This is a genomic window from Hyphomicrobiales bacterium, from assembly GCA_016125495.1.
In the GTDB taxonomy this organism is placed as follows: Bacteria; Pseudomonadota; Alphaproteobacteria; order Rhizobiales; family RI-29; genus RI-29.
Map to the genome: position 1 here is coordinate 353,360 of WGLQ01000004.1, position 20,928 is coordinate 374,287.

The window sequence follows — 20,928 nt, forward strand, 5'->3', positions numbered from 1 at the left end:
GCGGGCCCCTTTTTTTGCCCCCTGCCCGCCAAGGTGCTCCGCCGGGCAAGGCGCACGCCTCACCGGCCCTGCGATTCCTCACAGAACGCCGCCATCAGCGCCTCTTCCAGATCGAGCAGATCACGCGGCAGAGGCTGGCCCGTCGCCCGCAGCTCGTTGAGCTTTTGATGCAGACGCGCATAGATTTCGCGCGCGTCTTCCGGCGGGGTATCCATGTCATTGAGAAGGTTTGCAATTTCGGCTTCCAACTCCTTCAGATCCATGGTCTGAACTCCCGTTTGGTCGGCTTGCTTCGGCCACGTCGCGCGCATTTTTCATGTTATCGCGCAGTCGACTTGGCTAGCCTGCGAGCGGCAAGGTCGCATCGTCGTCCGGCCCACGTGCCACCGTGCGTCGGCAGACCTCGGCGTGCCCGTCGGGCTGTCCATCCGACCTTGTCCGGCGAGCGAGCGCCAGGAAGGTGAGCGTAACATGGAACCACACGTGTTCGCGACCGGTGAGCGCGATCTCTTGAGCGATGTCGAGGGCATCACGGTCGGGCATGCCACGGCGCGGGGCCTGCGCACTGGAACCACGGTGATCCGTCTGGCACGCCCGATGGCCGCCGCGGTCGATGTCAGAGGCGGTGGCCCCGGGACCCGAGAGACCGACGCCCTCGGGCCCGATGGCACCGTCGAACACGTCCACGCCATTGCGCTCTCGGGCGGCTCTGCCTTCGGTCTTGCAGCGGCGAGCGGCGTCCAGGCCCGTCTCCAGGCGGAGGGGATCGGATTCGAGGTCGCCGGCCACCGCGTGCCCATCGTGCCGGCCGCCATCCTGTTCGATCTCGTCGCGGCCGGCGCGCCGCCATTTGCCGTGGACCGCCCGCTGCCGGCCGACGCATTGGCACCGGCAACCTACGAGCGGTTGGGTGGCGAGGCCCTCGCCGCCGCCACGGCCGAATTCGCGCTCGGCAGCGTCGGCGCGGGAACCGGGGCGACGACGGCGCGCGTGCGCGGCGGTCTCGGCAGTGCTTCCATGCGGTTGCCCGATGGGCAGGTCGTCGCCGCCCTTGCCGTTACGAATCCGGTCGGCTGCGTCCTGGTTCCCGCCACCCGTCATTTCTGGGCGGCTCCTTTCGAGCGTGGAGATGAATTCGGGGGGCGCGGCGCGGCGTCCGCCGAGGCCTGCGCGAAGGCCCTCGCCGACCCGCCTCCCTTGAAGGGGGGCGCCATCCGGAACACCACCCTCGTGGTCGTCGCCACGAACGTCCGCCTCGGGAGACGCGAACTGCGGCGCCTCGCTGTGATGGCGCAAACCGGCATGGCTCGGGCGATCGTCCCGGTCCACACGCCACTCGACGGCGATGTCGTTTTCGCGCTCTCCGGTGGCACGCACGAGGCGCCCGCGGACCTCACCCTGCTCGGCCACATCTGCGCCATTGCCGTTGCCCGCGCGATCGCGATCGGCGTCTACCGGGCCGATCCCGAAGGCGCGCCGGCCGGTCACCCCGCCTATCGGCGTCTTGCGGAGGGGTGATGCGACTTGAACGCTTTTCACAGGCGAAGCGAATTGGCAGGATGGCTCGAGGTTTGGAAGCGGGGACGTATCGGATGCAGGTGATGAAGGTGGCGCGGCTCGGCTTGGCGCGGTTCGGATCGATCATCCTGGCTTGCGGGTTGGCACTCTCACTCGCCTGGGTGTCGTCGATGACCCCTGCGGCATGGGCCGGCGACGTCGCCGAGCGGGAGGTGATCGGCTTTTCGAGCGACGGCGGCATGTTCGCCTTCGAGGAGTTCGGCATCCAGGACGGCAGCGGCTGGCCGTACAGTACGATCTACGTCGTCGACACGCGTCGCAACGCCTGGGTCGAGGGCACGCCAATTCGCGTGCGCATCGAGGATGAAAAAGCAGCTCTCGCCACCGCGCGCGCCGAGGCGATGGCCAAGGCAGGCGAGGCCCTTCGCCGGGCCGCCATCCAGCCTGGTCGCAAGGGCACGCTCCTCGCCAGCAATCCCGTGACGGAGGTCAGCTCCGATCCGATGAGCGTGACCGTCGTGCCGCGCGTCATCGTCCCGCCGAGCGATGAACGCATCAACTTCGAGATCCGTGCCTTCGATCTCGCCGACGCGGCGTGCGAGCAGTACACCGGCGTCGTCGGCCTCGCGGCGCGCATGCGCATCGGTGACGGCGAGCCGGTCACCTTGCACCGGGACAAGCGCATTCCCAAGAGCCGCGCCTGCCCGACCGGCTATTCCATCTCGGACGTCATCGCCTACGAGCCGGGGGCCGACCAGATCCTGCTCGTCCTCCTCGTCAACGTCTTTTCGTATGGCTTCGAGGGACCGGATCGGCGCTTCATCGCCATCCCGGCCTGGACCACGACGGGCCGCTGAGGAGAGGCTGCAACGCGCGGTGGTCCGCGGCGCGGCCGCGGCTGTGTGCGCCGGCACGCCACTGCGTTGAAGCTTCGGGCTCAGGGTGTTACGCCAGCGCCCATGCACGCGGTCACCAGCACGAGCGGAGCCATGCCCCGATGATCCCACGCTATTCGCGCCCCGAGATGGTCGCCATCTGGTCGCCAGAGACGAGGTTCCGCATCTGGTTCGAGATCGAGGCACACGCGACCACGCGCATGGCCGAACTCGGCGTGGTGCCGCGCGCTGCCGCCGATGCGGTCTGGGAGCGCGGTGGCAAGGCCACCTTCGACGTCGCACGCATCGACGAGATCGAGCGCGAGACCAAGCACGACGTCATCGCCTTCCTGACGCACCTTGCAGAGATCGTCGGGCCCGAGGCGCGCTTCGTTCATCAGGGCATGACCTCCTCCGATGTCCTCGACACTTGCTTCAACGTGCAGCTCGTGCGCGCGACGGACCTCCTCGTTGCCGGTCTCGATCGCCTGCTCGCGGCCCTCGAGCGTCAGGCTCACACCCACAAGCTGACGGTCACGATCGGACGCAGCCACGGCATTCATGCCGAGCCGGTCACCTTCGGCCTCAAGATGGCGCTCGCGCATGCCGAGTTCCAGCGGGCGAGAGAGCGCCTCCTGGCGGCCCGCAAGGACGTGGCAACCTGCGCCATCTCGGGCGCGGTCGGCACCTTCGCGCACATCGATCCGAGCGTGGAGGAATATGTCGCCGCGCGCATGGGGCTCGTTCCCGAGCCGATCTCGACCCAGGTCATCCCGCGTGACCGCCATGCGATGTATTTCGCTACGCTCGCCGTCGTGGCCTCCTCGATAGAGCGCCTCGCCATAGAGGTTCGGCACCTCCAGCGCACCGAGGTGCTGGAGGCGGAGGAATATTTCGCGCCGGGTCAGAAGGGCTCGTCCGCCATGCCCCACAAGCGCAATCCGGTTCTGACGGAGAATTTGACAGGGCTCGCGCGCATGGTGCGGGCCTATGCCCTGCCCGCCATGGAGAACGTCGCCCTCTGGCACGAGCGCGACATCTCCCATTCGTCCGTCGAGCGGATGATCGGTCCGGACGCGACGGTGACGCTCGACTTCGCCCTGCATCGTCTCGCCGGCGTCATCGAGAAGCTTGTCGTCTATCCCGAGCGCATGCTGGCGAACCTCGACCGCCTCGGCGGCCTCGTGCATTCCCAGCGCATTCTCCTCGCCCTTACCCAGGCCGGTGTCAGCCGTGAGGATGCCTACCGTCTCGTGCAGCGCAACGCCATGAAGGTGTGGGAGGAGGGCAAGGATTTTCTTGCCGAACTGCTCGCCGACGGGGAGGTGCGCGCGGCGCTGGGCGAGGAGGTCATCCGCGCCCAGTTCGACATCGCCCATCACCTGAAGCACGTCGACACGATTTTCCGCCGCGTCTTCGGCTGAAAAGCGCCGGGGGCGACCAGACGATCCGCCCCGTGCGCACCGGTCTCCGCGTCCTGGTCAGCGGCGCAGTTGATAGCCGATCACCGCGCCGATCACCGGCAGCCAGTCGATCGCGAACGGGATCTTGAGCCCCGGAACGAATTTGAGGGCGGCTGCGAGCGCCGCCACCACGAGCGCGGTCGCGAGTGTCGTGCCGGACGGACGGCCGACATCCTTCAGAACCTCGGCGCCGATGATACCGATCAGCCAGACCACGATGGCCGCGATGATGACGAGCGCGCCGAGCCGCAGGTCGCCGCTGACGGGAATGTATTTGATCAGAGCCTGGCTTGCGAACCAGCCACCGGCGATTTGCAGTAGGATCAGTACGAGCCGTCCGAGCATCTTTCATTCCCCCCGATCGTACCCCCCAACGACGATCGATGGGGGTCAGCTTCTTGTCGGCACCGGTCGCAGCAGGAATGCCGGCAGATGATCGCCGGCGGCGTCCGGTTGCTCCTCGCGCGCATTCTGCCTGCGCGGTCTCTCGCTGCCGCGCTCGCGCGGCCCCCGGCGTTCGCTGCCGCGGTTCTCCCGCCGCTCGCCCTGCCGTTCACCTTGCCGTTCAGCCTCGCGGCGGCGCCCGCCGCTGGCCTCGCCGGCCTCCGTCTTGATCGGTGCGCGCGCCTCGGGCCGCGCCTCGTCGCTCGTATCGACCGCTGCGGCGGTGGTTTGCGCTTCGCTTGCGGCCTCTTGCGGCACGCCTCGTGGTTCGCGCTCGCCGCCCCGCTCGCGCCGGCCGTCCCCCGAGCGTCCCGACCTCTCGCGGCCGCGCTCGCGCTCACCCGTGCGCTCCCGTCCCGGTTCACCCCGCCCGCGCCCGCGCTTGCGCGCTTTCGCCTCGCGCTCGGCGTCCTCCGGCAGCCCCTCGCCGATCCAGACGAGATCACCACCGAGGTTCTTTTCGATCTCGCGGAACACCTTTAGGTCGTCGAGTGTCACGAGCGTCGCGGCAAAACCCTCCCGTCCGGCGCGTCCCGTGCGCCCGATCCGGTGGACGTAATCCTCCGCATGCACGGGCACGTCATAGTTGAAGACGTGACTGACTTCCGGAATGTCGAGGCCGCGCGCTGCGACATCGCTCGCCGCCAGCAGCGTGATCTCGCCCTTGCGGAACGCATCGAGCGTCGCCGTGCGCTGGAACTGGTCCATGTCGCCGTGCAGACCACCGGCGTTGAAGCCATGCTTCAACAGGGACTTGAGCAGAACCGCGACGTCGCGCTTGCGGTTGGCGAAGACGATGGCGTTCTTGATCGACTGGCTCGCGATGAGTTCGCGCAAGGCCGCGCGCTTCTCGCGGTCGTCGCTCGAAGCAAAAAGGAAACGCTGCGTGATGGTCGCCGCCGTCGTGCTCTGGCGGGCCACCTCGATGCGCACCGGATCATCGAGGAAGCGCGCGACGAGCCGCTGGATCTCGGCCGGCATGGTGGCGGAGAAAAAGAGTGTCTGGCGACGCGGCGGCAGCAGCGAACAGATCCGCTCGATGTCCGGAATGAAGCCCATGTCGAGCATGCGGTCCGCCTCGTCGATGACGAGTATCTCGACCCCGTTGAGGAGGATTTTGCCGCGCGAGAAATGGTCGAGCATGCGCCCCGGCGTCGCGATCAGCACGTCCGCGCCGCGATCGAGCTTGCGGAACTGCTCATCGAACGAGACGCCGCCGATCAGGAGGGCGACGGTCAGCTTGTGGTCGGCCCCGTAACCTTCGAAATGCTCGGCCACCTGGGCGGCGAGTTCGCGCGTCGGCGCCAGTATGAGCGAGCGTGGCATCCGTGCCCGTGCCCGCCCCCGCTCGAGGCGGGTCAGCATCGGCAGCACGAAGGACGCGGTCTTGCCAGTCCCCGTCTGTGCGATGCCGAGCACGTCCCGCCCCGTCACGGCGACGGGAATGGCCTGCGCCTGGATTGGTGTCGGTGTCGTGTAGCCCGCGGCCTCGACGGCCTTGAGAACCTTGGCGCTGAGGCCCAGTTCGGAAAACGTCATGTAACTCTTTGGCTCGGTTCGGCTGCCGCTCGCGGCGCTGGTTTCGTGGGGCGCTGCAAGGCCCCACCCCTACGAAACACCGTCCCCATGACGGGTTTCCTCGTCTTGCTGCCCGATGGCACGGGTTCCATGCCAAAAGTCGCAGGTCAGGTCCAGGCACTGACCGGCGGCCTGTCGCGCCATCGTCAGCTGCCCGCCTCGCCGTTCGGCCGAGCGGGCGGCCATCGATCCACGAGCCGCCGGCTTTCGCTCGTTGCTCGCCCCGGGGCGTGCGAGCAAGAGCCGGTTCGACCGCAGAAGTCAAGCTTTCGTGCCGCTTGCGCCGGGCCGTCACACTTTGTCAGGATGGCCTGGGGACGCTGGCGCGGGCGGCTCGCGCCGCTCCTGCGCCCGCCACGCGGCGTTTCGACCGGAGGGCCTCGCCATGCTGCCGCTCGTTCTGGTGCCCGGCCGGCTCTGCACGGTCGAACTCTTTCGCCCGCAGATCAGCGCCTTGGAGGCACTCTCCGAAACTACGGGGAAGGTCCACATCGCCGATCACACGCGCCACGATACGATCGAGGCGACGGCCGAGGCGATCCTTGCGGCAGCACCCGAGCGGTTCTCGCTCGCCGGCCTCTCCCTCGGTGGCTTCATCGCCCTCGAGATCATCCGCCGGGCCCCCTCGCGCGTCGCGCGCCTCGCTCTCCTCGATACCAGCGCCCGCGCCGAACGGCCGGATCGCATCGCCGATCGTGCCGCCGATCTCGAGCTCGCCGACCGGGTCGGAATTGCAGGCCTCGTCGAACACTATTGGCCGCACCTCGTCCACCCCGACCGCCACGGCGATACGCGCCTGCGTGCCGTCGTGGCGGAGATGGCGGAGGCAACAGGCATTGCGGCCTTCAAGCGTCAGCAGCGGATGGTGATGCACCGGCCGGAGCAGCGCCCGAATCTTGCGTCCATCGCCTGCCCGACCCTCGTCGTCGTCGGGGATGCCGACGCTTTGACACCGCCGCGCCTGGCCGAGGAGATGGCTGCGGCCATCCCCGGCGCCCGGCTCGCGGTCGTAGCCGGCTGCGGCCACCTTTCGACCCTCGAATGTCCGCGCGAGGTCGGTGCGCTGCTCGGGGACTGGCTTGTCGCCTGAGCCCTTCGCGGACCCGGGCACCGTGGCCCCGCTGAGGTCGAGGCCCCGCTCAGGTCGAGGCGGTGACGAAAACCGTCAGCAGCCCCAATCCGGCTGCCAGCAGCGGCAGCTTCCAGGCATCCTGGCGCCGCTTCAGCCCCGGCAGACCGAGCGGCTTGATGAGCTGAATGATCGCGAGCGCGGCACCAAAGAGCATGAAGAGCTTGAGCATTGCCGGTCGTGCCTCCCTCGCGGGGCGGCCTGGCGACCGCGCCTTGCCTGTTGCATGACGCCAATCGCGCGCGCCTGCAACCTCCTGCGCGCCATGGCTTGCGCCTCCAACCGCCGTCGGCCGGACGCCTACTTCTGCCACCACGTATCGATCTGGTAGCCCCAAAGGGATGTCGTCCGTGGTGCCTCGAGGCGCGCGGCGTGCGCCACCCACTGTTCCTGCAGGTGAAAGAGCGGCAGCACGTAGTTGCCCGAGATGAGTGCCCGGTCCAGCGCCCGCGCCGCACTGACGAACGCCTCACGATCGTGCGCGGCAAGGAGTTGGGCGATCATGGCATCGACCGCAGGGCTCTTGACGCCCGCGAAGTTGAAGGTGGCCTCGCTCGCCGCGCTTTCGCTCGACCAGCGATAGAGCTGCTCGTTGCCGGGTGAGAGCGAGGCGCCCCAGGCGTTCTGGATCATGTCGTAGTAGTAGGTCTTCTTGCGCTGCTGGAAGATCGCCGAGTCGACCTGGCGGATCTGCAACTCGATGCCGAGCGGGCCGAGGCCGCGCGCGAGGGCGAGAAAGAGCCGCTCCTGCTCCTTGGTGACCGCCAGGATCTCGAAGGTGAGCTGGCGCCCGTCGGCTCCCACCAGCTTTCCGCCCTCGATTCGGTAGCCGGCCTCGGCGAGGAGGGCGAGTGCCATCCGCTGGTTGTCCCGGTTGCGTCCGCTGCCGTCGGTCGCCGGAAGATTGTGTCGCCCTTCCAGCACGTCCGCATCGATCTCGCCCACGAACGGCGCCAGCCACGCGCGCTCGCGGGCGTCGGCCGGCCGGCCGTGGGCGCTGAGGTCGGAGCGCTCGAAGTAGCTCTGCGTGCGGGCATAGAGGCCGTGATAGAGGTTCTTGTTGAGCCACTCGAAGTCGAAGAGCAGCGTCAGGGCCTTGCGCACGCGGATATCGTCGAGTGGCTTCCTGCGCGTGTTGAAGACGATGGCGTTCATGCCCGCCGGCAGCCCGATCGGAAAGGCGCGTTTGACGATGCGCCCGTCGTCGAAGGCGGGTCCCGTGTAGGCTTCCGCCCACTGCCCCGGATCGCCTTCGCCGCGCACGTCGATGAGCCCCTTCTTGAAGGCCTCGAGCATCGCGTTGGTGTCCCGGTAGTAGTCGTAGCGGATGCGCTCGAAATTGTGCCGCCCACGCTGGCTGGGCCGATCCTTGGCCCAGTAGTCGGGATCGCGCCGGTAGTCGATGCGGTCGCCGGTTACGATGCCGTCGACGAGGTAGGGGCCGCTGCCGACGGGGATCGTGAGGCTGGTCTGCTCGAACGTCGCGGGATCGGTCGCATGCTTCGGCAGGATCGGCATCAGCCCCATGATGAGCGCCATCTCGCGGTCGCCGTCGGCATCGAACGAGAAGCGCACGCCGCGCTCTCCGACGCGCTCGACCTTCGAGACCTTGCGATAATAGGTGCGGTGATTGTGCCGACCCTTGTCGCGCAACAACGCGTGGCTGAAGATCACGTCCTCGACCGTGACCGGCTCGCCGTCGGAGAACCGCGCCGCAGGATCCATGTGGAAGGTGATGCTGGAGCGGTCGTCCGGCACCTCGACGCTCTCGGCAAGATGGGCATAGAGCGTGAACGGCTCGTCGAGCGCGCGCTCGAGCAGGCTTTCATAGACGTATCCCCGGATCCCGATCGCAGCATCGCCCTTGAGGATGTGCGGGTTGAGACTGTCGAACGAGCCGAGCACCCCGAGTGTGAGCATGCCGCCCTTGGGTGCCTGCGGGTCGACGTAGGAAAAGTGCGTGAAATCGGGGCCGTGGCGCGGGCCGCCATGCATCGCGATGGCGTGCATCCGCTCTCCCGCGAGCGCCCCATCGCCAGCGAACGGTGCGGTGATCGCGAGCAGGGTGGCGACAATCGCTCGCCTGAGGCCGCGAGTGCCGCCGAAGGCCTGCCCACCGGTCCAAGCTCTGGCACCGCGTGCCCTCATGCCATTCTCCAATCGCTGTCGTCGTCGTCCGCGCGAGCGTGCCCGGCAAATGCGTGTGGCACAAGGCGGACGGCGGACGGCGGTCGATTCGGCTGTCCACACCGACGCAGCGCCCGGCCTTGCGGCCTCCGCGAAAGCATGCTTGGTGCCTTTGCTGACGACGTTGGGTTCGGCGTTGCTGGTAGGACACGGTCACCACAACAACCGTGTCGATAAGCCCCAGGCGGCGCGGTTGTGCCGGGGCTGGGCCACGTGAATGCCTCAATTGGGGCGTTTCACGCGGCAGGCCGAGCGGGGCCGGGCGGAGCCAACGCGAACATGATGGCCTCCGCCCCGCGGCAAGGGTGCTGCGGAAGTGGCCGGATGCCGGTGGTTCTAAGGGTCTGAGGACCGAGCGCAGGGGGTCAGGATCATGGAAGTCATGGGCGTGCGGCAGGCCATGCGTGCAGTTGCCATCGCATGTGCGCTGGTGCTGCCGAGTTCGGTGGCGCTCGCGCAGCAGACGCAGCAGCCGGCCGCGAATGCCGCGGCCAATCAGAGCGCGTGGGTCAAGATCTGCGAGAAGGCGCCCACCCAGAACGGCGAGCAGAAGGAAATCTGCATCACCCACCACGAGCGGCTCGACGGCAACTCGGGCCTCGTGATCGTTTCCGCGGCCATCCGCCGGATCGAGGGTGAGGAAAAGGAACGCTTCATGGTCATGGTGCCGCTGGGCATGGCGCTTCCCGCTGGTGTTCGCGTGCAGGTCGACCAGGAGGAGAAGCAACTCGTGCTGCCGTTCACCATCTGCCACGGCGGGGGCTGCACGGCCGAGGTCGAGGCGACGCCCGAGGTCATCGCCCAGCTCAAGAAGGGCAAGCAGATGATCGTCGCGGCGCGCAATGCCGCCGGCACGATCGTTCCCTTGCCCGTCCCGCTGAATGGCTTCACCGCCGCCTATGATGGTGCCCCGGTCGACAGCCAGAAGTACGCGGAGGCGCGGCGTGAGCTGATGCTCAAGATCCGTGAGCGCCAGATCGCTCTCGCCCGTCAGCGCCAGCAGGAGGCTGCCGGTCAGCAGGGTCAGCAGGGCCAGACCGGTCAGACGGGCGGCTCGACGCAGTAGTGCTGGAGACCGTGGCTCGCCGGGGGCCGATGGGTTCCACGGCGCCATTGTGAATTCGTTGATTTCATTCGGGGTGACGCTCCACGAGGGCGCCGCCCCGAATTGCGTATGGGGCCCAGGTCATCCGTCCGGGTCTGCCACCGTCCGGTCCCGACAGCTCGGGCGGTCGCCGCGCCTCGGGGCCATCCGTACCTCAATGCATTTCGACGAGCCGGGGGTGATACGCTCCGTCTTCGTCACGCACGAAGAACTCCGACACCTGGGGATGACGCACCGGCGCACCGGTTTCGTCGGGCAACAGGTTCTGCTCCGAGACGTAGGCGATGTACTCGGTCTCCGCGTTTTCGGCGAGCAGATGGTAGAAGGGCTGGTCCTTCGACGGTCTGATCTCTTCCGGGATCGACTGCCACCATTCCTCGGTGTTCGCGAAGGTGGGGTCGACATCGTAGATGATGCCGCGGAAGGGAAAGAAGCGATGCCGGACCACTTGTCCGATTTGGAACTTGGCCTGTCGTGATGTGGTCATCTGGCGCCATCCGCTCCGCGGGTCGTGATCGCTTTGGATTGAGGAAGTTGCGCGTGGATTTGTCAACGTGCCAGTGCCGGATCGATGCCTCTGGCGCGCCCCCCCTGCACATCGTGCGAGATGGCGGCTGGGCAGTGAGGGCCACGCGCCGATGAGCGCGCGCGAGAGACGCTTCGACGGTGGTTGGCTGATCGCCGCCGCGATGCTCTCGACCTTTTCGACGAGCTTCGGGCAGACCTTCTTCATCTCGTACTTTGGCGCGGAGATCCGGGCGAGCCACGGCCTTGGCCACGGCGAGTTCGGGCTCGTCTACCTCGTTGCGACGGCGACGAGCGCTCTGCTCCTCATGCGCTTCGGCCAGCTTGCCGACACGTTGGCCCCGCGTCTGCTGACCGCCGCCACCATCCTGGGGCTCGCCGTCGCGTGCCTTCTGATGGCGGGCTCGAATTCCCTGATCACCCTGCTGCTCGCGATTCTGGGGCTGCGGTTCTTCGGTCAGGGTATGCTTTCCCACGCCGCGCTGACGGCCGTTGCCAGGTTTTTCTCGGGCTATCGGGGCCGTGCCCTTGCGCTCGTCGTCCTCGGATTCTCGGCTGGCGAGATGGTGCTGCCGCTGGCGGCCGGGGTTGTCATCGAGGCCTACGGTTGGCGGGCCGCCTGGCTTGCGGCCGCCGGTGTGTTGCTGTTCGTCAGCCTTCCAACGGTCGCACTGCTGCTGCGCCCGAAGCGCCTGCCACCGGAGGCCCCAGCTGCGGTCAACGGCGAGCCCGCGGCACCCCGTGGTGCAGGCGAGGTGACGAGCGATCACCGCGTTCTGCGCGGCGCTCCGCCGGACCACCACGGGACGCCATACTGGACGCGGCGTGCCGTCTTGCGCGATTCCGTCTTCCTGCTGCTCATGATGCTCGCGATGGCCCCCTCGTTCATCGTCACCGGCCTTTTCTTCCATCAGGCGCACCTGGCAGACACCAAGGGCTGGCGGATGCTCGAGCTCGCGGCATTCTACCCGGGTTACGCGGCGGTCTCGGTGTGTGCCTCGTTGGTCGCGGGCGTGCTGATCGACCGCTTCGGCAGTCTCGCGCTGCTGCGTGGGTATCTCCTGCCGCTCGGCCTGGCACTGGTTCTTCTCGCCACCAGCGAGAGCCTCGCCGTGGCTGGTCTCGCCTTCGCCTTCCTCGGGATCACGGCGGGGATCGCGGCCCCGGTGCACTCGGCGCTCTGGGCCGAACTCTACGGCATCCGCCACCTCGGGGCGATCAAGGCGACGGTGGCGGCGATCCTCGTGCTCGCGTCCGCGCTCTCGCCCGGCCTGCTCGGGGTGCTGCTGGACCAAGGCATCGCGCTGGAAGCACAGTTCGTGGCAATGGCGACCTACACGATCGCCGCATCGCTCGTCGTGCCCTTCGCGGTCGTTCGGCTGATGCGTCGGAGCGCCGCGTTGGAGGTTGCCGCACCCGCCCCGGCTCAGAGCCCGTAGTCGGCTGCTCTCGCGGGATCGCGTGCCACCACCTGGCGGGCGAGATCGACGATGACCTTGGCCTGCTTCCAGGTGGCGTCGTCCTGCATCTTGCCGTCGATCATGACCGCGCCGGTGCCGTCCGGCATGGCCTCGAGAATGCGGCTGGCAAAGCGCACCTCACCCGGATCGGGGCTGAAGACGCGCTTGGCGATCTCGATCTGGCTCGGATGCAGCGACCAGGCCCCGAGGCAGCCCTGCAGGAAAGCGTTGCGGAATTGTGCCTCGCAGGCGGCGGGGTCCGAGAAGTCGCCGAAAGGCCCGTAGAACGGCTTGAGGCCGTGCGTCAGGCAGGCGTCCACCATGCGCCCGACAGTGTAATGCCACAGGTCCTGTTGCGCGAAGCTGCGCGCCGAATCGCTCGCCCCCGCGTCGCCGAGCACGCCATAGGCCGGATGCCCGCCGCCGACCCGTGTCGTTTTCATGCCCCGTGAGGCCGCGAGATCCGCCGGCCCGAGGCTCATGCCGTGCATGCGCGGGCTGGCCGCCGCGATCGCCTCGACATTGGCGACGCCCTCTGCCGTCTCGAGGATCGCGTGGATCATGATCGGACGGGCGATGGCGTGCCGCGCCTCGAGCTGCGCGAGGAGCTGGTCGAGATAGTGGATGTCCCACGGTCCTTCGACCTTGGGCAGCATGATGACGTCGAGCTTGTGACCAACCGCCGGCACGATCTCGAGGATGTCGTCGAGGGCCCAGGGACTGTTGAGGCAGTTGATGCGGGTCCAGAGCCCGGCCCCGGCAAAATCGGTCGACTCCGCCATCCGGATGAAACCGCGCCGCGCCGCGTCCTTGTCGCCGGCTGCGATCGCGTCCTCCAGGTTGCCGAGCACGACATCGACATTGCGAGCGAGTTCGCCGACCTTGGCGGTGATCTTTTCGATGTGCGGCGGCACGAAGTGGATCATCCGCTCGAGGCGGATGGGCGGCGCCCGGAACGGCTCGGGCGCCCCGATGGCGAGTGGCTTGAAGAAGGCGCGCGGCGTGCGGCTTGCGGTCATGTTGGGGTCTCCTCGGCGGGCATGCCCCGAAGCTGGCCGACCGCGGCCACCGTGCATGCTGCATTGCAGCATAACGGGCCGCCCGGGCGGCGGCAATCGTCTCGCGACCGCCCCCGGGTCGTCCCGCCGGACCGATATCGCGAGTGGTCTCGCCTCACCCGTTGGAGATTGCTGCGGGGCCGCGCCGTTCCGGTTCCAACCCGCTGCACATCGATGCCCATCAGTCTTGGAACAAATGGAAGCGACCTGGAAATCTTCAATCAGTTCAATTTCAAAGCCTCTCTATACGAAGTTTGAAATCGACGCGTATAAGGTCCCGTTCACGATTTCGAGAGCAGTGTCGAGTGGAGTGGTTGATGTTGGGGCGCAGAGTTTTTGATTCTGTCGCGAGGGGGTGGAGCGATCGAAGGGGCAACGTCGCCATGATGGCGGCGGGCGTCATCGTTGCGATCGCGGTCGGCGCCGGAGCGATGATCGACTATGGCCGCAGCTATCAGGTCCGCACAGCTCTTCAGTCGGCTCTCGATGCAGCCATCGTAGCCAGCGCATTGGCCGCCAGCGGCGACCAGGACGAGAGCGAGGCGCATGTGCGCGCAGGGCTCGTCAGCAACTGGAAGAATTCACAAGGAACATCGACGCCGAACCTCGTCGAATACAGCGAGAACGACGGTGTGCTCTTTGCCGCCGCGACGGTCGAAGTGCCGGCGAGCTTTCTCGGCATTGCCGGCATCGACACGGTCCCGGTGCGCGTCGAAACGCGTGTGCAGGTCGGTCTCGGCAAGATGGAAATCGCACTCGTTCTCGACAACACCGGCTCGATGTCCGGCAGCAAGCTGGCCGAACTCGACGATGCCGCGACCGATCTCGTCAACACGCTGATGCGCGGTGGCAACGACGATGCGGTCAAGATCGCAGTCGTCCCCTTCGCCAACTACGTCAACGTCGGCCTGGCGAACCGCAACGCCAGCTGGATCGACGTACCGCCGGACACCGCGAGCACCGAGACCCAGTGCGAGATGAGAGCGCCGGTGACCGGCCAGTCGAACTGCCGCACCGAGACGGCAACCTATGACGACGATGGGCGCACCGTCAGCTATGACTACGAGGTCTGCGACTACACCTACGGCACGCCGGTCGAGGAGTGCTGGCAGGCGACCACGGGTGCCGTTTGGCAAGGCTGCGTCGGCTCGCGCAACCATCCCCTCGACGTGTCGGTCGGCAACATGGGCACGCGCGTACCCGGGCTCCTCGGCCGCTCCTGCCCCAGCGCGATTCTGCCGCTGACCAACGACAAGTCCACCATCACCACGATGTTGGACAGCCTCCAGGCGGTCGGCAACACCTACATCCCGGCGGGCCTCGTCTGGGGCTGGCGCGCGCTCGATTCCGAAGCCCCGTTCACCGAGGCGACCTCCACCGCCGAGGCCACCCAGAACCATGTCAACAAGGTCATCGTGCTGATGACCGACGGCGAGAACACGCGCAGCCCTTCCTACCCCGACCACGACCTGCAGGAGCGCGCGCTCGCCGATCAGCGGACCGCCGAACTCTGCACGAACATCAAGGCCGCCGGCATCAAGATCTACACCGTCACGTTCGACGTTTCCGACAACGGTATCAAGGACCTGATGGAAAGCTGCGCGAGCGGCCCGCCCTACTACTTCGATGCCACCGGTGTTGCGGGTCTGAACGAGGCCTTCAAGGACATCGCCGGCAAGCTCGTGCAACTGCGCATCGCCGGCTGAACCTTTCGGGTGTGGTGGCCGTCGGCCACCGCGCCTGCCGTCGAGCGCGTGCCCGTCTGCCTCAGCTCCAGCGCCGGTTCGACCACATCCACTGCTCCGGGCGCTCGCGCACCCAGGCTTCGAACTGTGCGTGCATGGCGGCGGTGATGGCGCGGATGTCGTCGCCCGGATTGCCCGAACGCGGCACCTTCAGCTCCTTCACCTCGATGCGAAACCGCGATTGGCGTGCGATCCGCACCGCGCGTGCCATCCAGATCCGCGCTCCGACCCGCCGCGCGATCATCGCCGGAACCGGCGTCGATTTGGCCGGATGCCCGAAGAACGGCACCGCGATGCCGCTCTTGTCGTAGAGATCGCAGACGATGCCGAGCCGCCCGCCCTTGCGCACGTAGTCCGTGATCAGCCGCGCCGTTCGCTGGCCCTCGGCGTTCGAGCCGTGCGCCTTTCCCTTGGCCAGCAGGCCGCCGGGATAGAGCTGGCGCCGCTGCTCGCGCACGTAGGCATCGACGTAGGGGTTCTTGATGAGCCGGTAGATCGCCGCCGGCTGGCCGCCGTAGCGCGCGAGCGGCCAGACTGCCAGCTCCCAGTTGCCGGTGTGCAGTGTCACGCCGACCGCCGGCCCGAAGCGGCCCTGGTAGCGCGAGAGGAGGTGCGCGTCGGCGAGCTCGATGCGGCCTTCCTGCGCGAGCAGGCGGTCGAGCTGCATGCCCTCGATGCTGACCCGTCCGAGGTTGTCCCAATGCTCGAGCGCGATCGTCCGCCGTTCGCTCTCGCTCTTTTCGGGAAAGGCGAGCGCCAGGTTCTCGAGGGCGCGCTTGTGCCGCGGCGTCAGCGGCGCCAGCAAACGCCAGAGCCTGGCGGAGACCCCGGCGGCGAAGTCGAGCGGCAGCAGGCGGAAAAAGCCGACGACGACGCGCAGGATCACGTATTCGAGCCGGTATTGCAGGTCGAGCAGAGGTGACATCGGTCGGGCGGTCTCGCGAAAGCCGTGCCGGCGAAGGGCGGTGTGGCTTGCGCGCCATGCCCGAGCCCGTCGTCTCCGTCAAGCGCCGCGCCTTCGGCTCCTGGCCGCCCGCCAATCCGGCAGCGCTCGCTAGACACCGCGCCGTCGCGCCACTGTCGTCGGCTCGCGCATCAGCGGTGGCAGTGGTCCCTCCGGCGCCATGCCCGAGCGCATCAGCCGGCGCCGCGCCATCGGAGCGAGCTGCATGGCATGGAGCCCGATGACACGTGCGAGGCCCGCAACGGGCGCGCGCGAGAGGAGGCTGCGGTTGAGCAGATCGACGATTGCCGCCCGGCTGGCGACGTCGAAGCGCCGCCGCCGGTCGTAGGCTTCGATGATACCGGCCTCGCCCGGGTCGGCGGCCACCCGGCACCCCGCCGCATCGGTCAGCACCTCGAGCAGGGCCGCGATGTCGCGATATCCGAGGTTGAGGCCCTGCGCGCCGATCGGCGGCACGACGTGCCCCGCCTCGCCGACCAGGGCGATGCGGCGGGCGCCGTAGCGCGGCACCGTGAGCATCGTCAGTGGGAAGGCATGGCGCCGTGTCGGGGCCTCGATCGACCCGAGCAGGCCGAGGAGCGCCCGTTCGAGCTCGCCCGAGAAGGTCCGGTCGTCGAGCCCGGCGATGCGGCGCGCCTCCTCGGGGCCCTCGACCCAGACGAGGCTGGAGCGCCGCCCGGGGAGCGGAACGGTGGTGAGCGGCCCGTGCGGGCGGTGGAATTCCGTCGAGGTGTCCTCGTGCGCCCGCGAATGCGTGAAAAGCGTGGTGACGGCGACTTGCGGGTAGTCTTGACGGCGCGCCGTGATGCCGGCCGCCGTCCGGCAGCGCGATTGCCGACCGTCCGCCCCGACCACCAGCCGCGCCGAGCAACTCCCGCCGCCCTCGAACAGCACCTCGACCGCCTCGGGTCCCGGCCGCACATCGCCCGCCGCCGCGCCGACGAGCGTCACCCCGGCGTGCTGTTCGAGCCGCTCCCGCAACACGGCAACGAGCGCGGCGTTGGCCACGTTCCAGCCGAAAGTCGCCTCGCCGATCTCTTGGGCGGCAAACAGGAGGTCCGGCCCGGCGAGCAGGCGTCCGGTCGCATCGATCATCCTGAGACGGCGCAGCGGTGCGGCCTCGCCGACCAGGTTCTCCCACACCCCGAGATTGCGCAAAATATTGATCGAGCTGATGAAAAGAGCGGCCGTGCGGGCGTCCCCCGCACTGGGCGGGCGGGCCAGCGCCGGATCGATAACCGCCGTGCGGTAGCCGGCTTCCGCGAGCGCCAGCGCCGCTGTCAGTCCGGCCGGACCGGCCCCGACGACCGCAACGTCGGTGCTCTCGCTTGGCATCGGGGCGACGGTTTGCATGGATCCCTCTCGGAACGGTCTCGCTATGGTCGCCGACTTCGGAGCGATCGGTTCGGCGGGGGCTGAGGCATGCCCCGCGATTCCGCCCGAACGGCCCTCTAGGATCGTGGTGGCACCGGTTGATTCGCCGGGTCAAGAAGCATTCTGTGGTTTTCGAGACACGGGCGACGCCGATGTCGCACAGTCCGGCGTCGGTTTTGTTGTGCATCGAACCGGCCGTGGGCTAACGCTAGGTCCAGGTCAGCGGCCAATCGGTCCGGCGTTCGGGTGATGCGCTGACTGAGCGTCGGCTCTGGCCGTATTGGGGTAGTAAGCGTAGTCCAACGGAGAAGTAATTATGATCGGGGGACTTTTTGGAACGTCTAGCCGGCTCGCCATCGTGGCTGCTGGCCTTTTCGTCGGTGGCGCGGCTCTGAGCCCGGCACAGGCGGCCGACCTCGGCGGCGACTGCTGCGCCGATCTCGAGGAGCGGGTTGCTGAACTCGAGGCGACGACTGTTCGCCACGCGAACCGCAAGATCTCGCTGTCCATCTCTGGCCAGGTCAACCAGGCTCTGCTCTGGTTCGACAACAACGAAGAGGCCGACGTCTACGTCATCGACAACGACGAGTCGTCCACCCGCCTCAACTTCAAGGGCCAGGGCACTGTCCGTCCGGGCCTGACCATCGGCTTCCAGATCGAATTCGATCTCCAGATGGGCAACAACTTCACGTTCGACGCCAACGACGGCGACGACGGTGACCTCTTCCAGTTCCGCCGCGCCGAGTGGTTCATCCGCGACGACGCGCTCGGCACCTTGACGGTCGGCCAGGGCTCCATGGCTTCGGACGGCGCACACGAGACCTCGTTCTCCGAGGGCTGGTATGCGGGCGTCGGCTACGGTCTCGGCATCACCAACAACTACATCTCGCTCTTCGACGACAACTCTGGCCTCTACTTCCAGAGCACCACGTGGGCCACGATCGGCACCGACCACGACGCGTCGCGCCGCAACCGTGTCCGCTACGACTCGCCGACCTTCGCCGGCTTCACGCTGTCGGCATCGTGGGGTGAGGACGACGAGTGGGATACCGCTCTGCGTTATGCCAACGAGTGGAACGGCCTGCGCGTTGCAGCCGCCATCTCGTACCACGAGGACCACGACGACAACACCTGCTTCACGAACACCGTTCCGGAAAACCACACGTCGGTTCCTGGTGCTCTGACGGGCAACGACTCGAACTGCACGTACACCGGGACGTGGGGCGGCTCCATCGCCTTCCTGCACGTTCCGTCGGGCATCCACCTCCAGGGTGGTTACTCCGAGCGTGAGTTCTTCAACACGGACGGCAACGACGCGGTCGTCTCCCTGCGTGAGGCCAACGAGGCCGAGCACTGGTGGATCGCTGCTGGTATCCAGGGCCGTTGGAACTCGCTGGGTGAGTCGGACGTCTCGATCCAGTACATCGAGAACACCAACCAGGGTGTCCTGGGCCTCGATTACACCAACTGGGCGATCAGCTTCACGCAGCACATCGACGCGGTTGGCGCGACGGCCTACATCTCCTACCACCACGAGGAGTTCGACGACAACGCACTCTTCGGCGTGGACGTCGACGGCGAGATCGACCGCGTGCTGGCTGGCATGCGCGTCCGCTTCTGATCGAAGCACCGCACAACCGTTGGACGAGACTCGAAAGGGGCGCTTCGGCGCCCCTTTCTGCTTTTGGAGCGATGGGCGCGGGTTCGAAGCCCCACGCTTTCCGGGCGCGAAGCAGCGTGGATCTGCACGAGTCCCGAATGCACTGCGGCATGGAGCGCAGCGGAACCATGCGCATCAGACCCGGGACCGCCCTCGTTCCGCTCCCCTCCCGCCCGAGACCGGTTCAGCCGCCCACTTCGCCGCGCCGCCTCCGGAGATCGAGCCACATTCGTGCCCGCGCTTTCCATCTGTAGCACTTTGGCTACAGCGCAAGTGATTCGGCGTGTGGGCACTGCCACCCGATTGTCAACCTGTGGATTTTCGTGGCTATCCTGGACGGTCGACCAGCGCAAAAACGCAATGCGTTCCAGAAACTTGGAGCGCCGGTTACGACGGTATTGGGGATGTCGCGCCGCGCGAGGATCACCGGTCCGCAATTGCTGACCGCAGTCTAGCCGGCAGGTCGAAATGGGGATTCGGGGATGTCGATGATCGGCAGCGGATTTCGGGGAACCTCCAGCAGGCTGGCGCTGGTCGCCGGCGGGTGGCTGATTGCGGTCGGGATGTTGAACCCGGCGATGGCGGCCGACCTCGGCGGCGATTGCTGCGCCGACCTCGAGGAGCGCGTGGCGGAGTTGGAGGCGACCGTCGTGCGCCATGCCAACCGCAAGATCTCTCTCGAGATTTCGGGGCAGGTGAACCAGGCCCTCCTCTGGTACGACAACAATGAGGAATCTGACGTCTACGTCATCGACAACGACGAGTCGTCCACGCGCCTCAACTTCTCGGGTGAGGGCACTGTCCGTCCGGGTCTGGCGATCGGTTTCCAGATCGAATTCGACCTCCAGATGGGCAACAACTTCACGCTCAACGCCAACGACGGCGACGATGGTGACCTTCTCCAGTTCCGCAAGTCGGAGTGGTTCATCCGCGACGACGCGCTGGGCACACTGACGGTCGGCCAGGGCTCGTTCGCCGCCGATGGCACCTTCGAGAGTTCGTTCTCGGAAGGCTGGTACTCCGGCGTCGGCTACGGCACGGTCATCACCAACAACTACATCCAGCTCTTCGACAACATCAGCCGCACCTACCTCAGCACGAGCTGGGTGACGATCGGCACGGACCTCGACCCCGAGCGCGGCAACCGCGTGCGCTACGACACGCCGACCTTCGCCGGCTTCACGCTCTCGGCGTCGTGGGGCGAGGACGACTATTGGGACGTCGCGGCCCGCTACGCCGGTGAATGGAACGGCATCGAGGTGATCGCAGGCGCCTCCTACAACGAGAATTCCGACGACCAGCAGTGCTTCGCCAACACGGTCCCCGAAAACCACACTTCGGATCCGGCGAACCTCACGTCGAACGACTCCAATTGCACGACGGTCAACACGTGGGGCGGTTCGATTGCCTTCAAGCACACCTCGTCCGGCTTCCATGTCCAGGGCGGTTACGTCGAGGTCGAATTCGAGAACACGGACGGCGACAACACGGTCGTCAGCGCGCGCGAGGCGACGAACTCGAACTACTGGTGGACCGCGGCTGGCTGGCAGGGCCGCCTCAACGACCTCGGTCAGTCCGACATCACCGTGCAGTATATCGAAGCCTCCGACGTGTTCGTCCTCGGCCTCGAGTATACCGCCTGGAGCATCGGTTTCTCGCAGGCCATCGATGCCGTCGGGGCGACCGCCTACATCGGCTATCACCACGAGGAATTCGAGGACAACCCGCTCTATGGGGCCGACGTCGAGGGCGAGATCGACCGTATCGTTGCCGGCATGCTCGTGACGTTCTGATCCCGAACGGCGAATTGACCGTCATCCGAATGTGGCCGGTCACCGCGTGA

Annotated in this window: 17 protein-coding genes; 9 read left to right on the forward strand and 8 right to left on the reverse strand. The window is 67.2% G+C overall.

Annotation, left to right across the window (positions count from 1 at the left end; translation table 11 throughout):
- Positions 1-59: 59 nt before the first annotated feature.
- The gene (locus tag GC150_04295) at positions 60-263 is read right to left on the reverse strand and encodes a hypothetical protein (GenBank protein MBI1384111.1); all 204 of its coding nucleotides are present in this window, start codon (positions 261-263) and stop codon (positions 60-62) included.
- Between the two features lie 208 nt (positions 264-471).
- On the opposite strand from GC150_04295, the gene GC150_04300 reads away from it, so the two are divergent.
- From GC150_04300 to GC150_04310, 3 genes are all read left to right on the forward strand, one after another.
- Positions 472-1,518, forward strand: a complete 1,047-nt coding sequence (locus GC150_04300; GenBank protein ID MBI1384112.1) for a peptidase T4 — start codon at positions 472-474, stop codon at positions 1,516-1,518.
- A complete protein-coding gene (locus tag GC150_04305) occupies positions 1,518-2,375 on the forward strand; it encodes a DUF2259 domain-containing protein (GenBank protein ID MBI1384113.1) in 858 nt (285 codons plus the stop codon). Before GC150_04300 ends, GC150_04305 begins: the two co-directional genes overlap by 1 nt.
- 140 nt (positions 2,376-2,515) lie before the next feature.
- A complete protein-coding gene (locus GC150_04310; protein ID MBI1384114.1) occupies positions 2,516-3,817 on the forward strand; it encodes an adenylosuccinate lyase in 1,302 nt (433 codons plus the stop codon).
- Positions 3,818-3,874: 57 nt separating this feature from the next.
- On the opposite strand, the gene GC150_04315 is transcribed toward GC150_04310, so the two are convergent.
- Positions 3,875-4,201, reverse strand: coding sequence for a hypothetical protein (locus GC150_04315; GenBank protein MBI1384115.1), 327 nt, complete (start codon positions 4,199-4,201; stop codon positions 3,875-3,877).
- Between the two features lie 45 nt (positions 4,202-4,246).
- Positions 4,247-5,839: a DEAD/DEAH box helicase gene (locus GC150_04320; protein ID MBI1384116.1), complete on the reverse strand. Its 1,593-nt coding sequence runs from the start codon at positions 5,837-5,839 to the stop codon at positions 4,247-4,249.
- A gap of 424 nt (positions 5,840-6,263) precedes the next feature.
- Here GC150_04320 and GC150_04325 point away from each other — a divergent pair, with 424 nt between their 5' ends.
- A complete protein-coding gene (locus GC150_04325) occupies positions 6,264-6,968 on the forward strand; it encodes an alpha/beta fold hydrolase (protein ID MBI1384117.1) in 705 nt (234 codons plus the stop codon).
- A 339-nt stretch (positions 6,969-7,307) separates the two neighbouring features.
- On the opposite strand, the gene GC150_04330 is transcribed toward GC150_04325, so the two are convergent.
- Entirely contained in the window at positions 7,308-9,155 is a 1,848-nt protein-coding gene (locus GC150_04330; GenBank protein MBI1384118.1) for an ABC transporter substrate-binding protein, read from the reverse strand.
- A gap of 412 nt (positions 9,156-9,567) precedes the next feature.
- Between GC150_04330 and GC150_04335 the strand changes: the two genes are divergently transcribed.
- The gene (locus GC150_04335) at positions 9,568-10,260 is read left to right on the forward strand and encodes an invasion protein (protein MBI1384119.1); all 693 of its coding nucleotides are present in this window, start codon (positions 9,568-9,570) and stop codon (positions 10,258-10,260) included.
- A 193-nt stretch (positions 10,261-10,453) separates the two neighbouring features.
- On the opposite strand, the gene hspQ is transcribed toward GC150_04335, so the two are convergent.
- Positions 10,454-10,786, reverse strand: a complete 333-nt coding sequence (gene hspQ / locus GC150_04340; protein ID MBI1384120.1) for a heat shock protein HspQ — start codon at positions 10,784-10,786, stop codon at positions 10,454-10,456.
- A 151-nt stretch (positions 10,787-10,937) separates the two neighbouring features.
- Here hspQ and GC150_04345 point away from each other — a divergent pair, with 151 nt between their 5' ends.
- Positions 10,938-12,263, forward strand: coding sequence for an MFS transporter (locus GC150_04345; GenBank protein MBI1384121.1), 1,326 nt, complete (start codon positions 10,938-10,940; stop codon positions 12,261-12,263).
- Here GC150_04345 and GC150_04350 read toward each other — a convergent pair.
- Positions 12,251-13,303 carry a CoA ester lyase gene (locus GC150_04350; protein ID MBI1384122.1) on the reverse strand — a complete coding sequence of 351 codons (1,053 nt, stop codon included), beginning with the start codon at positions 13,301-13,303 and terminating at the stop codon, positions 12,251-12,253. The genes GC150_04345 and GC150_04350 overlap by 13 nt on opposite strands.
- 356 nt (positions 13,304-13,659) lie before the next feature.
- Between GC150_04350 and GC150_04355 the strand changes: the two genes are divergently transcribed.
- Entirely contained in the window at positions 13,660-15,048 is a 1,389-nt protein-coding gene (locus GC150_04355) for a VWA domain-containing protein (protein MBI1384123.1), read from the forward strand.
- A 61-nt stretch (positions 15,049-15,109) separates the two neighbouring features.
- Here the strand turns inward: GC150_04355 and GC150_04360 are convergent, their stop codons facing one another.
- Positions 15,110-16,012 carry a lipid A biosynthesis acyltransferase gene (locus tag GC150_04360; protein ID MBI1384124.1) on the reverse strand — a complete coding sequence of 301 codons (903 nt, stop codon included), beginning with the start codon at positions 16,010-16,012 and terminating at the stop codon, positions 15,110-15,112.
- Between the two features lie 129 nt (positions 16,013-16,141).
- A complete protein-coding gene (locus tag GC150_04365) occupies positions 16,142-17,404 on the reverse strand; it encodes an FAD-binding protein (protein MBI1384125.1) in 1,263 nt (420 codons plus the stop codon).
- Between the two features lie 337 nt (positions 17,405-17,741).
- Here GC150_04365 and GC150_04370 point away from each other — a divergent pair, with 337 nt between their 5' ends.
- The gene (locus tag GC150_04370) at positions 17,742-19,046 is read left to right on the forward strand and encodes a porin (GenBank protein MBI1384126.1); all 1,305 of its coding nucleotides are present in this window, start codon (positions 17,742-17,744) and stop codon (positions 19,044-19,046) included.
- Positions 19,047-19,567: 521 nt separating this feature from the next.
- Positions 19,568-20,878 carry a hypothetical protein gene (locus GC150_04375; GenBank protein MBI1384127.1) on the forward strand — a complete coding sequence of 437 codons (1,311 nt, stop codon included), beginning with the start codon at positions 19,568-19,570 and terminating at the stop codon, positions 20,876-20,878.
- Positions 20,879-20,928: the final 50 nt, after the last annotated feature.